This is a genomic window from Vogesella lacus (assembly GCF_979366295.1).
In genome coordinates, this window is sequence record NZ_CEETQT010000001.1 from 467,833 (window position 1) to 480,848 (window position 13,016).

Genomic DNA, 13,016 nt, shown 5'->3' on the forward strand with positions numbered 1-13,016 from the left:
CAACCTTCGCAGGCTTACTCGTAGTTGTCGATGGACGGGCAGCTGCAAATTACATTGCGGTCGCCATACACATCGTCGATACGATTCACGCTAGGCCAGAACTTGTTTTCCAGCACGTAAGGCAGCGGGAAGAAGGCTTCCTCGCGGCTGTACGGACGGGTCCACTCGCCGGCGATGTCGGACTTGCTGTGCGGGGCATTGCACAGCGGGTTGTTGTCCTTAGGCCATACGCCGTTCTGTACCTTGTCGATTTCCTGACGGATAGACACCATCGCCGCGATGAAGCGGTCGATCTCGGCCTTGGACTCGGACTCGGTCGGCTCGATCATCAGCGTGCCCGCTACCGGGAAGCTCATGGTCGGCGCGTGGAAGCCGTAGTCCATCAGGCGCTTGGCCACATCCACTTCGGTCACGCCAGAGGCGGCCTTCAGCGGACGCAGGTCGATGATGCACTCGTGCGCCACACGGCCATTGCTGCCGGTGTACAGCACCGGGTAATGCGCCGACAGGTTCTTCATCAGGTAGTTGGCATTCAACAGCGCGATTTCGGTCGCGTGCTTCACACCTTCCGCGCCCATCATGCGGATGTACATGAAGGAGATCGGCAGGATCGAGGCCGAGCCGAACGGCGCAGCGGAAACCGCGCTCTGACCGGCGACAGCGCCCGGCACTTCGGACACCACGTGGTTGGCCATGAACGGTGCCAGATGCGACTTCATGCCGATCGGACCCATGCCTGGGCCGCCACCGCCGTGCGGGATGCAGAAGGTCTTGTGCAGGTTCATGTGCAATACGTCAGCACCGATGTCGGCCGGACGGGTCAGGCCAACCTGGGCGTTCATATTGGCGCCATCCATGTAAACCTGGCCACCGTGCGCATGCACGATTTCGCAGATTTCCTTGATGCCTTCCTCGAACACACCGTGGGTGGACGGGTAGGTAATCATCAGCGAGCCAAGGTTGGCCGCATGCTGTTCAGCCTTGGCCTTCAGGTCGGCGATGTCAACGTTGCCGCTTTCGTCGGTCTTCACCACGACTACCTGCATGCCCAGCATCTGCGCGGTCGCCGGGTTGGTACCGTGGGCGGATTGCGGAATCAGGCAGACAGTACGGTTGGCTTCGCCACGGCTCTTGTGATAGCGACGGATCGCCAAGAGGCCGGCGTACTCACCCTGCGCACCGGAGTTCGGCTGCATGGAGATGGCGTCAAAACCGGTGATGGCGATCAGCTGCTGCTGCAGTGCATCGATCATTTCCAGATAGCCAACGGCCTGATCGCGCGGGGCGAACGGGTGCATATTGGCGAATTCCGGCCAGGTGATCGGGATCATCTCGCTGGTCGCGTTCAGCTTCATGGTGCAGCTGCCCAGGCTGATCATCGAGTGATTCATCGCCAGGTCGCGGTTTTCCAGCTTTTTCAGGTAACGCAGCATTTCGTGCTCGGAATGATGCGTGTTGAACACCGGATGCGACAGGATGGCGGATTCACGCTTCAGCGCGGCCGGGATCGCGTCAGCGGCAGCAGCGTCCAGCGCGGCGATGTCGGCAGCCTTGCCGGTGAAGATTTCAACCAGTTTGGCCAGATCAGCGGTGGTCGCGGCTTCGTGGAAGGCGACACCCAACACGCCATTGCCGGCGTCACGCACGTTGATGCCGGCAGCCAGCGCGGCAGCGTAAACGTTGGCCGCATTCGCGCCCAGCTCAACCTGTACGGTATCGAAGAAACGCTCGAATACCAGCTTGCTGCCGGCAGCTTTCACCGCGTGAGCGAAGATGGCAGCCATGCGATGGATGCGCGCAGCGATACGCTTCACGCCTTCCGGACCGTGGAAGACGGCGTACATGCCGGCGATATTGGCCAGCAGTACCTGCGAGGTGCAGATATTGGAGTTGGCTTTTTCGCGACGGATGTGCTGTTCGCGAGTCTGCAGCGCCATACGCAGTGCCGGCTTGCCCTTGGTGTCGATCGACACGCCGATGATGCGGCCAGGCGCGGAGCGCTTCTGGTCGTCACGGAAGGCAAAGTAGGCAGCGTGCGGGCCACCGAAGCCCATTGGCACGCCGAAGCGCTGGGTGTTACCCACGGCCACGTCTGCGCCCATTTCGGCTGGCGATTTCAGTGCCACCAGCGCCATTACGTCGGCAGCGACAATCGCCATCGCACCCTTGGCCTTGACGGCGGCGATGTACGGGGTCTGGTCCAGCAGGTCGCCGGCTTCGCCCGGATACTGGAACAAGGCACCGAAGTAGTCGCCATTGCCGGCTTCTTCCGGATGCCCCAGTACCAGCTCGAAACCGAAGTATTCGGCGCGGGTTTTCAGTACGTCGAGGGTCTGTGGCAGTACGCGGCTGTCAACAAAGAACTGCTCGGACTTGCCCTTGAAGGCACGACGCGCCATGGCCATCGCTTCAGCGGCGGCAGTGGCTTCGTCCAGCAAGGAGGCGTTGGCCATTTCCAGACCGGTCAGGTCGATGATCATCTGCTGGTAGTTCAGCAGTGCTTCCAGACGACCCTGAGCGATTTCAGCCTGATACGGGGTGTAGGCGGTGTACCAGCCCGGGTTTTCCAGCACATTGCGCAGGATCACGCCCGGGGTAATCACCGGGTAGTAGCCCAGACCGATGAAGGACTTGTTGACCACGTTCTTGCCGGCGACGGCTTTCAGGTCAGCCAGCGCGTCGACTTCACGCTGTGCGGCTGGCAGATCCAGCGCACGGTTGAAACGGATACCGGCCGGCACGGTTTGTGCCACCAGATCTTCTACCGATTTGGCGCCAATATAGGCCAGCATTTCGGCTTTTTCGGATTCGCACGGGCCGATATGGCGGGCGATGAATTCTTGATGATTGAAGAGTTGCGAGAGCGACATGTCTTCGATTCCGAATGGATACAGTCAGTTACAGAAACACAGGAAAAACGGCTGTGGCCAAGGTTGGCCGCAAGTCTGGCCAGACGGGTCTTTCCTGTGTTTGGGCAACACAAAAACAAAACCCTGCCGCGTTGCCACGGCAGGGTCATTTCATCAGGCGCCGATTTCGGCCGCGTAAGCAGCCGCGTCCATCAGGGCATCCAGATCAGCGGCATTGGCCGGCTTGATCTTGAAGAACCAGCCAGCGCCGTACGGATCGCTGTTGGCCAGGTCAGGCTGACCTTCCAGTTCGGCGTTCACTTCGAGGATTTCACCAGCGATAGGCGCGTATACGTCGGAAGCAGCCTTCACGGACTCGACCACACCAGCCTGCTCATCGGCAGCCAGCGCAGCGCCAACACCTGGCAGCTCGACGAATACGATGTCGCCCAGCAGCTCTTGTGCGTGTTCGGTAATACCAACGGTAACGGAGCCATCGGCTTCCAGACGCAGCCACTCGTGGCTGGATACGTATTTCAGTTCTGCAGGAATGTTGCTCATGTTTACTCTCCAGATTGGGTAAGGATTCGGCAGGGCTGTCGTCTCTCGCCCTGCGTTATACACCAGACTTATTCAAAAACCTTTTTGCCGTTACGCACGAACGGCATTTTCACCACACGCACTTCGGTCAGCGTGCCACGCAGATCAACGTGGGCCACTGCGCCGGTCGAGGCCGGTACACGGGCGATGGCGATGGAATGCTTGAGGGTCGGGGAGAAGGTGCCACTGGTGATGATGCCTTCCTGGCCATCCACCACGACTTTCTGGCCTTCGCGCAGTACGCCACGGCCTTCCAGCACCAGGCCAACCTGCTTCATGGCGACACCAGCAGCCTTTTGCGCTTCCAGCGCGGCGCGGCCAATAAAATCGCGGCCTTCGGTAAAGGCCAGGGTCCAGCCCATGCCGGCTTCCAGCGGGGAGACGGTTTCGTCCATATCGTGGCCGTACAGGTTCATGCCGGCTTCCAGACGCAGGGTGTCACGCGCGCCCAGGCCGATAGGCGATACGCCAACTTCTTTCAGCTGGTTGAAGAAGGTAATGGCTTCGGCAGCCGGAACCATGATTTCCAGACCGTCCTCACCGGTGTAGCCGGTGCGGGCGTAGAACCACTCGCCTTGCGGCAGGCCCTGGAATACTTTCAGTGCGCGGATGCCTTCGGCCAGCTCCGGCTTGACCAGACATACCTTGTCGATAGCCTGCGGTCCTTGAACGGCCAGCATCGCCAGATCGCGGCGCACTTGCAGCTTCACGTCAAAGCCGGCGGACTGCTTGTCCATCCACGCCAGATCTTTTTCGGTCGTGCCGGCGTTCACTACCATGCGGTAGCCGGTCGCGGTCAGGTAAACGATGAGGTCATCCACCACGCCGCCCTGCTCGTTCAGCATGCCGGAGTACAGTGCCTTGCCTTCGAAGCCCAGCTTGGCCACATCGTTAGCGATCAGTTTCTGCAACCAGGCTTTAGCGTCGCTGCCGGTGATGTCGACAACAGTCATGTGCGAAACATCGAACATGCCGGCATCGGTACGCACGATTTCGTGCTCTTTCAGCTGCGAGCCGTAATGGATGGGCATTTCCCAACCGGCGAAGTCAACCATCTTGGCGCCGGAAGCGATGTGTGCGTCGTAGAACGGGGTGTGTTGCAGGGCTGTCATGACAGGTCCTTGTTGCGAGCGTGAGTATCCTCTGTTTTCTCACACCCCTCTGTCCCTGCACCTGAGATTTTCCGGCATTGCGCCGTTAGCCCCTTCGGTGGGCGCATCCTGTGCGCCGCTCTCCAGATTCTGCGGGCCAAAGCCCGATTCATGCAGTCCTTTTGCCTGAGCGATTGCGGGTGCACTTGCGCCTTCGGCGGCGACCACCCAAGCGGGCAATCACTCTCTCCTGCGGAATGCGCGCATTATCGTTGGCGATAGCCACCTTGGCAAGCAGGTTTTGGCCGCCAGATCAGTCACTTGCCATATGACACAATGAATGTCATGAAAATCCGCCATCAGTCACCGTCTGGCTTATGGAAAATAATGACAGACACCTTGCCAGCAACACCCGCTCGAAGCACTGAAATCCGGCGAAATCCCGCACCACAGCAGCATTTTTAGCTGTGACCCGATACCATTTTCCACCCTCAAGCTGACGGACAGAAGCGCCTGCCGCTAGCGTTGCCGGCAGCGGTCTGAACAGTATTTCACCTCATCCCACACCGCCTGCCACTTCTTGCGCCAGCTGAACGGCCGGCCGCATCTTGCACAGATTTTTGCTGGCAAATCAGCCTTCTTGCGCATTTTCATCCGGTAAACCCCCTCTCCTGCAGACAGTTGGCCGCGAGGGTTTCTTGCGTACCCACCTAAATATTGTACATAATTTGTATTGTACAAATAGCGATTTCACGTTGACTGCAACATCAACGACAAGCACCCGATACGTACACGTACTAATGACACGCCCCAAACCAGACATGCGCAGCCTGTCCGCAGACACCGCGTGCGCCAGCCAACCCTTGCCGGCAGGCAGATCATGACCGAGCTGCGCCTGATCCTTGGCGACCAGCTCAACCCGCAGCACAGCTGGTTTGCCGACTGCCGCGACGACGTGGTGTATGTGATGCTGGAGTTGCGGCAAGAAGCCGGCTATGTGCTTCACCATGCACAAAAGCTGCTGGCCATTCTGGCGGCGATGCGCGATTTTGCGCGCCAGCTGAAGGCTGCCGGCCATCGCGTGCGCTATGTGCGGCTGGACGACACGAGCAATCGCGGCAGCCTCACCGACAATCTCGATGCGCTGCTGCAGCACTACGCTGCCAGCCGTTTTTGCTGGCAACTGCCAGACGAGTGGCGGCTGGATCAGCAGTTGCGTACCTGGGCAGCCCGTCAGTCCATCCCCTGCGAGGCAGTAGGCAGCGAGCACTTTTACACCCGTCGCGAAGAGGCCGCGAAGCTGTTTGCCGGCAAGAAGCAGTGGCGGATGGAAGTGTTTTACCGCTACATGCGCAAGCGCCACCGCCTGCTGCTGGATGACAGCGGCCAGCCGCTGGGCGGGCAATGGAATTTTGACGCCGACAACCGCAAACCGTGGCGCGGCCAACCTTTGCCGCCGCCTGATACCCGACCGCAGCACGATCACCGCGTGCTGTGGCAGATGCTGCAGCTGGCCGGCATTGCCAGCTTTGGCGAGCCCGCAGCCGAGACACTACGTTGGCCGCTGAATCGCGCCGAAGCGCTGGCAATGCTGGATGACTTCATTGCCCATCGCCTGCCGCATTTCGGTGATTACCAGGACGCAATGCACAGTGAGGCACCGCTACTGTTTCATGCCCTGCTGTCGTTTGCGCTGAATACCAAGATGCTGTCGCCGCAAGAAGTCGTCGCCGCGGCCATCCGCGCCTGGCAAGACGGCCACGCACCGCTGGCCGCCACCGAGGGCTTTGTGCGGCAGATCATCGGCTGGCGCGAATACGTGCGCGGCATTTACTGGGCCGAAATGCCCGGCTACGCCACGCGCAACCGCTTTGATCATCAGCTGCCACTGCCGGCCTGGTTCTGGCATGGCCAAACCGGCATGCGCTGTCTGTCGCAAGCCATCGGCCAGTCGCTGCGAGACGCTTACGCCCACCACATCCAGCGACTGATGGTGATCGGCAACTTCGCCCTGCTGGCCGGCCTGTCACCGCAGGCACTGCACGAGTGGTATCTCGGCGTGTATATCGACGCCTTCGAGTGGGTGGAGCTGCCCAACACGCTGGGCATGAGCCAGTTTGCCGATGGCGGCCTTCTGGCCAGCAAGCCTTATGTCAGCGGCAGCGCCTATCTGCACCGCATGAGCAATTACTGCGGCAATTGCCGCTACCGCCGTGATGCCCGCTACGGTGCGGACGCCTGCCCTTTCAATGCGCTGTACTGGGATTTTTTCCTGCGGCAACAGCCGAAGCTCGCGGCCAACCCGCGCCTGGGGCTGGTTTATCGCCAGCTGGACAATATGCCACCCGAAGAACAAGCCGCCATCACCGCAACCGCCACAGCGATTCGCCAGCGGCTGGATCAACTGTAAGGAAACCTCATGCGCCTGCGCCCGTTTGCCCTCGCCCTGACTGTCGCCGCCAGCCTGTGGCTGAGCGGCTGTGCCACCCTGCCGCCAGAAGGCATCCGTCCGCTGCCCGGTTTTGAAGTGCAACGCTACAGCGGCAAGTGGTATGAAATTGCCCGCCTTGACCACCGTTTCGAGCGCGGCCTCAGCGATGTCAGCGCCGAATACCAGCCTCAGGCCGACGGCAGCATCCGCGTGATCAACCGCGGCTATGACAGCGCCAGCCAGCGCTGGAAACAGGCCGAAGGTCGTGCGCTGTTCAATGGTGCGGCCAACCTTGCCTCGCTGAAAGTATCGTTCTTCGGGCCGTTTTATGGCGGCTATCACGTCATCGCACTCGACCCCGATTACCGCTGGGCGATGGTGGCCGGCAACGACCGCGACTATCTGTGGATACTCGCCCGCGACCGCCAGCTGCCGCCCGAGCTTTACCAGCGCCTGCTACAACAGGCAGCGGCGCTCGGCTTTGACACCGGCCAGCTGATTCGCGTCAGCCAGACGCGGCCCGACGCCTGAGTCCCTGCCTGCCTCTCGCCCACGAGTAAAACGCCATGAGTACCGACAACAAACCCGCACGCCCGCCACGCCTGAACCCGCGCAAGCTGCTGCTGAGCAAATGGACAGCAGTGACGCCACAACAGCGCGAGAAGCACTTTCTGGTGACCCGCGTCATCGAGCCGGACGACCCTGCGCTGCCAATCAGCGAAGTCGAAATCGAGGCGGTTTACAGCCACCGCAGCCAGATCATCGCGTGGCAAACACTGACCGACACCACGCGCTGGCGACAAGGCTGGCACTGAATACCGTCAGCCACACACTTGGCCGCAAGCAGCCAGCGCCCACACACCCAAGCCTGCGGCCAAGCTTGCCACGCCAGCGCGACACCCCATTCAAGACAAGGAGCAACAGCGCATGACCTCAGCCCTTCAGATCGCCATCATCGGTGCCGGCATGGCCGGCCTTTCCTGCGCGCGCGCCCTGCACGAAGCCGGCCTCGCCGTCAGCGTTTTCGACAAGAGCCGCGGCCTTGGCGGCCGCTTGTGCACCCGTCGTGGCGAACACTGGCAAGCCGACCACGGCGCGCAATACTTCACCGCGCGTGACCCCGCCTTTCGCCAACAGGTGGACAGCTGGCTGGCCGACGGCCACATCGCCTTCTGGCCCGGCCGACCGACGGTGATCGGCACAACGGCGCATGAACACACGGAAGTGCCGCTGCGCTATGTCGGCGTACCCGGCATGTCAGCACCGGCCAAGGCGCTGGCGGCCGGCCTGGCGAAAGCGCTCAGCCACACCGTGCAGCAACTGCACGCACACGACGACGGCTGGCAACTGGCCAGCAAGGAGCACGGCACACTGCCGGCGCGTTTTGATGCCGTGGTGCTGGCCGTACCACCGGCTCAGGCAGTACCGCTACTGGCTGGCCACAGTGCAGCTTTGCAAGCGTTGGCCGCCAGCCATCGCATGCTGCCCTGCTGGACGGTACTGGCGAGATTTGCCGAGCGCCAGCCGCTGCCGTTCGATGCCGCCTTTGTCAACGAAGGCCCGCTGCGCTGGCTGGCCCGCAACAACAGCAAACCCGGCCGCAGCGGCGAAGAAAGCTGGGTGTTGCAGGCCAATGCAGCGTGGAGCGAACAATGGCTGGAAGCCGACGCCGAGTCAGTAGTGGCCGAGCTTCTGGCAGCCTTCCGGCAACTCGGCGGCGGCGAACCCGTTGCCACCGGCAGCCACCGCTGGCGCTACGCCGACAGCGTAGCCAGCCACACCGGCAGCGGCTGGGATGAAAACACTCGCCTTGGTCTGTGTGGCGACTGGCTGCATGGCGGCAAGGTAGAAGGCGCATGGCTCAGCGGCCGCCATCTGGCACAGCGCATGCTGGCCAGCCTGTAAGCCTTGCACCCCTCACATGAAAAAGCCCGCCGGCTTGATGCCGGCGGGCTTCTCATTCTTCAGCAAGACAGCGCTGGCTCAGTCTTTCAGCAGGCGCTCGCGCAGCTGCCACAGATACACCGGCAAACCGGCCAGCAGCAGCAACACGCCCCACATCACCACCTCGGCGCCGGAGCCGTAAATCGTCCACATGGCAAAAGCAAAGCCGCCAAAGGAGAAGGCCAGCGGCGCGTACCAGTCGCGACGGCTGAACTGCTGGTGACGCTTGAGCATCACCGCCAGCAGCGCCATCGCGCAGAAGGCATACGGCAGCAGCGTGGTAGCGGTAGCCAGCAGGATCACGAATTCGAAGATCTGCACGCCACTCTGGCCGCCGGCGTACTTGCTGGCCAGCAGAATCGTGACCAGTACGCTGGACAGCACCAGACCGACAATCGGCACACCGGCGCTGTTTTCACGACGGAAGAAGGACGGGAACAGGCGATCGCGTGCCGCGGCGGCCGGGATATGGCCCTGCATCAGGCACCAGCCGTTCAGCGCGCCAAAGCACGACACCACCGCGCCCAGACCCACCGCGTAATACGCCCACTCGCCCCACAGGCTGCGCGCCGCGTCGGCAAATGGCGCGGACGATGCGGCCAACTGCTCGGCCGGCATCAGGCCCATCAGTGCCACGGTGCTGGCGATATACAGTGCGGCGGCAATCAGCGTGCCGTACACGGTTGCGCGTGGAATGGTTTTCTCCGGCTGGTGCACGTCACCAGCTGGCACCGAGGCCGATTCGAGGCCAAGGAAGGCCCACAGTGTCAGCGCCATGGTGGCCGGAATCGCCTCGCCCAGCGGCTTGGCATTCGGGTTGAACTGCACCAGCTCCGGATTCAGCCAGATCAGGCCGGCCAGCGTCACCGCGCCCAGCGGCAGCAGTTTGAGGATGGTGGTTACCACTGCCACGCTGCCCGAGCTTTTCGGGCCACGGCTGTTGATCCAGGTCACCAGCCAGATCAGGCTGATGGCGGTTGCACCGGCGGCAAAGTTGCTTTCGTTCAGCACCGGGAAGAACACGCCCAGATAGCTGACCCCGGCCACCGTCAGCGCGGCATTACCGGCCCACAGCGCAATCCAGTAACCCCAGGCAATCAGGAAGCCGGCAAAATCGCCAAAGCCTTCGTGGATATAGGCATACGGGCCACCGGCGCGTTGCGGCAGCAGCTTGGCCAGCCGCGCAAACACCAGCGCAAGGCAGATCGCGCCCAGCGAGGTAATCACCCAGCCAATCAGCGAGGAGCCGCCGTACTGCGCCAGCGACGCCGGCAGCAGGAATACGCCGGAGCCGATCATATTGCCCACCACCAGGGCGGTACACATCCAGATGCCGAGTTTGTGACGCGGTGTCGTCTGAGTACTCATCACGCGTCCTCCAAAACAAAAAGCGCCATCGCGGCGCTGAATTCATAGATATTCATGCAAGCTTGATTCCGGTTGGTGCGCGGTGGCGCACAGTCGATTTGCTCTGTCTCTTCTGGCGACTGGCAAGCCGGCACGTCAGCCCCTTGCCATGCAAAACTCCCCTTCGGCACGGATGTTCCCCGCGCTGAAAGCAAACCTTTATTCCGGAATATCAAAGTCTTGTCATGACAGCGGCTGGCGCCCTGTTGGCTGGCGCTTCGCTCTAATGAAATGCGGCAAGACAGCCAGCCGGCCGCCTTGCGCGCAAGGTTGGCGATTGTATCCGCAAATCGCTATGCCAGGACGATAGGTCCGCGTGGCACGCGTGACAGCTGCCAGTTGGCCAGCGCCCACTGCCACAGCTCGGCCAGGGTGACGACCTCGGCCGGTGGATGATGACCAAGCCGCGACAGTGCCAGCCGCAATTCGCCGGCTGCCGCGCTGGCATCAATCGCCGGTGCCAGCGTCTGCTTGGACAACTTTTCACCCGCAGCATTGACCATCAGCGGCAAATGACAATGCGTGACCGGCGTACCCCCCAGCTTTTCGCGCAACCACAACTGGCGCGGCGTCGACACCAGCAAGTCCGCGCCACGCACGATGTCGGTCATGCCCTGCGCAATATCGTCCACCACCACCGCCAGCTGGTATGCCCAGAAACCGTCAGCACGCAGCAGCACCACATCGCCGATCTCGCTTTGCAAACGTTGGCCGCACTCGCCCTGCAAGCGGTCGGTAAAGCCGGTGTAGCGGTCATCCACTCGCAAGCGCCACGCCCTCGCTTCGCGCCCGGCCGGCACGCCATCGCGGCAGCTGCCGGGATAGATCATGCCATCGGCCCCGCGCTGGCTGCGCTCGGCAATCTCCTTGCGCGTGCAGGCACAGCCATAGGCATCGCCCTGAGCAATCAGCTGATCCAGCGCGGCGCGGTAGGCATCGTGGCGGTCATGCTGGTAGCTAAGCTCGCCATCCCACTCGAAACCGAACACCGCCAAGGTGCGCAGGATATTGTCGGCCGCGCCGGCCATCTCGCGCGGCGGATCGAGGTCTTCCATCCGCAGCCACCATTCGCCGCCACGGCTACGCGCTTCCAGATAGCTGCCGACTGCCGTCGTCAGCGAACCGGCATGCAAAAGACCGGTGGGGCTGGGCGCAAAGCGACCGCGATAAGGCAGGGACGGGGCGAGGATGGCATCAGACATGGCAAGGCAAAACCGGCAAAAAAACGCTAAAATGGCACACAGACAACGGGCGCGCGCAGCGCCCGCCAGCATTTATGCGGCCAAGGTTGGCCGCAAGCAAGGAGTAAGGCGTTCAATGACGCACGTTGTAACCGAAGCCTGTATCAAATGCAAATACACCGACTGCGTGGCGGTTTGCCCGGTCGAGTGCTTTCATGAAGGCCCGAATTTTCTGGTGATCGACCCGACCGAGTGCATCGACTGTGCACTATGCGTGGCCGAATGCCCCGCCGAAGCCATTTTTGCCGACGAAAACCTGCCGGTCGACCAGCACGATTTTGTCGCCATCAATGCCGAGCTGGCACCGCTGTGGCCGGTGATCAGCGCGCGCATTCCTGCGCCGGAAGACCACGCACACTGGCTGGCCATCAAGGACAAGCGCCACTTGCTGGAACGCTAAGCCCGCCCAGCCCGCCACGCCGCCTTGCGGCCAACCTTAGCCACTTACCGCCGAAAGCCGATAGCCGATGTCCGATTTGCGTGCAATTTTCCTGATGGGCCCGACCGCCTCCGGCAAGACCGGCCTCGCGCTGGCGCTGGCCGAGCGTTTTGATGTCGAGATCATCAGCGTCGACTCTGCCCTCGTCTATCGCGGCATGGATATCGGCACCGCCAAGCCGACGGCCGCCGAGCTGGCCGCCTGCCCACATCACCTGATCGACATCATCGACCCGACCGAGTCCTACTCGGCCGCGCAGTTTCACGCCGATGCCACCCGGCTGATGCACGAGATTCAGGCACGCGGCAAAACGCCGCTGCTGGTTGGCGGCACCATGCTGTATTTCAAGGCGCTGGCCGAAGGCCTGTCCGACTTGCCGCAAGCCGACAGCGCGCTGCGCCGCGAGCTGGAAGACGACGCCGCCCGCCTTGGCTGGCCGGCGATGCACGCAAGGTTGGCCGCACTCGATGCCGTCACCGCCGCGCGACTGGCGCCGAATGACTCGCAACGCATCCAGCGCGCGCTGGAAGTTTGCCTGCTGTCCGGCCAGCCGATGTCGGCGCTGCTGGCACGCGGCCGCGACGATGCGGCGCAAGGCAACTTCCTGCGGCTGGCGTTGAATCCGGATGACCGCGCCTGGCTGCATGCGCGCATCGCGCTGCGTTTTGACCTGATGCTGGAGCAAGGCTTTCTGGCCGAGATGACGGCCATTCGCCAACGTTGGCCACAGCTGACGCTGGAGCTGCCGGCCATGCGCTGTGTCGGCTACCGTCAGGCATGGGAATACCAGGACGGCCTGTGCAATGCTGCCGAATTCCGCGAACGTGGCATCGCCGCTACCCGCCAGCTGGCCAAGCGGCAGATTACCTGGCTGCGCAGCATGGCCGCCGACAATCACGAACTCGCCGTCAATCGCGGCGACGTACAAGACGAAGCCTGCCGCCTGCTGCAAGACTGGCAGTCACGCCACTGAGGCAGAAGCGGAAAAAGGCGGCCCCGGCCGCCTTTTTTCAT

General features: G+C 62.2%; 12 protein-coding genes and 2 riboswitches. Of the genes, 6 read left to right on the plus strand and 6 right to left on the minus strand.

Annotated features, from left to right (window positions below):
* Positions 1–14: 14 nt before the first annotated feature.
* The 4 genes from gcvP to ACZ9W6_RS02160 form a co-directional block, all read right to left on the minus strand.
* Positions 15–2,870 (minus strand): aminomethyl-transferring glycine dehydrogenase, encoded by a 2,856-nt coding sequence (gene gcvP, locus ACZ9W6_RS02145; protein WP_465189417.1) that lies wholly within the window; start codon positions 2,868–2,870, stop codon positions 15–17.
* A gap of 153 nt (positions 2,871–3,023) precedes the next feature.
* Positions 3,024–3,410 (minus strand): glycine cleavage system protein GcvH, encoded by a 387-nt coding sequence (gene gcvH, locus ACZ9W6_RS02150; RefSeq protein ID WP_465189418.1) that lies wholly within the window; start codon positions 3,408–3,410, stop codon positions 3,024–3,026.
* A 68-nt stretch (positions 3,411–3,478) separates the two neighbouring features.
* Complete coding sequence (gcvT, locus tag ACZ9W6_RS02155) at positions 3,479–4,561, minus strand: glycine cleavage system aminomethyltransferase GcvT (protein ID WP_465189419.1); 1,083 nt, start codon at positions 4,559–4,561, stop codon at positions 3,479–3,481.
* Positions 4,562–4,600: 39 nt separating this feature from the next.
* Positions 4,601–4,697, minus strand: a riboswitch (glycine riboswitch).
* 7 nt (positions 4,698–4,704) lie between these two features.
* A riboswitch (glycine riboswitch) is annotated at positions 4,705–4,803 on the minus strand.
* A gap of 256 nt (positions 4,804–5,059) precedes the next feature.
* Positions 5,060–5,194: a DUF2256 domain-containing protein gene (locus ACZ9W6_RS02160; protein ID WP_465189420.1), complete on the minus strand. Its 135-nt coding sequence runs from the start codon at positions 5,192–5,194 to the stop codon at positions 5,060–5,062.
* Positions 5,195–5,420: 226 nt separating this feature from the next.
* On the opposite strand from ACZ9W6_RS02160, the gene ACZ9W6_RS02165 reads away from it, so the two are divergent.
* The 4 genes from ACZ9W6_RS02165 to ACZ9W6_RS02180 all read left to right on the plus strand — a co-directional run bounded on the left by ACZ9W6_RS02165 (position 5,421) and on the right by ACZ9W6_RS02180 (position 8,876).
* Entirely contained in the window at positions 5,421–6,950 is a 1,530-nt protein-coding gene (locus tag ACZ9W6_RS02165) for a cryptochrome/photolyase family protein (RefSeq protein ID WP_465189421.1), read from the plus strand.
* 9 nt (positions 6,951–6,959) lie between these two features.
* The gene (locus ACZ9W6_RS02170; protein WP_465189422.1) at positions 6,960–7,502 is read left to right on the plus strand and encodes a lipocalin family protein; all 543 of its coding nucleotides are present in this window, start codon (positions 6,960–6,962) and stop codon (positions 7,500–7,502) included.
* Positions 7,503–7,537: 35 nt separating this feature from the next.
* Positions 7,538–7,786, plus strand: a complete 249-nt coding sequence (locus tag ACZ9W6_RS02175) for a TIGR02450 family Trp-rich protein (protein ID WP_465189423.1) — start codon at positions 7,538–7,540, stop codon at positions 7,784–7,786.
* 112 nt (positions 7,787–7,898) lie between these two features.
* Positions 7,899–8,876 carry an NAD(P)/FAD-dependent oxidoreductase gene (locus ACZ9W6_RS02180; RefSeq protein WP_465189424.1) on the plus strand — a complete coding sequence of 326 codons (978 nt, stop codon included), beginning with the start codon at positions 7,899–7,901 and terminating at the stop codon, positions 8,874–8,876.
* A 78-nt stretch (positions 8,877–8,954) separates the two neighbouring features.
* Here ACZ9W6_RS02180 and ACZ9W6_RS02185 read toward each other — a convergent pair whose 3' ends face one another.
* Positions 8,955–10,283, minus strand: coding sequence for an amino acid permease (locus ACZ9W6_RS02185; protein WP_465189425.1), 1,329 nt, complete (start codon positions 10,281–10,283; stop codon positions 8,955–8,957).
* A 332-nt stretch (positions 10,284–10,615) separates the two neighbouring features.
* Positions 10,616–11,524 (minus strand): tRNA glutamyl-Q(34) synthetase GluQRS, encoded by a 909-nt coding sequence (gene gluQRS / locus ACZ9W6_RS02190; protein ID WP_465189426.1) that lies wholly within the window; start codon positions 11,522–11,524, stop codon positions 10,616–10,618.
* A gap of 115 nt (positions 11,525–11,639) precedes the next feature.
* Here gluQRS and fdxA point away from each other — a divergent pair, with 115 nt between their 5' ends.
* Together fdxA and miaA are read left to right on the plus strand one after the other, a co-directional pair.
* Entirely contained in the window at positions 11,640–11,963 is a 324-nt protein-coding gene (gene fdxA / locus ACZ9W6_RS02195; protein WP_465189427.1) for a ferredoxin FdxA, read from the plus strand.
* A 67-nt stretch (positions 11,964–12,030) separates the two neighbouring features.
* On the plus strand, positions 12,031–12,975 hold the full coding sequence (gene miaA / locus ACZ9W6_RS02200) for a tRNA (adenosine(37)-N6)-dimethylallyltransferase MiaA (RefSeq protein WP_465189428.1): 945 nt from the start codon (positions 12,031–12,033) through the stop codon (positions 12,973–12,975).
* The last annotated feature ends 41 nt before the right edge of the window (positions 12,976–13,016 follow it).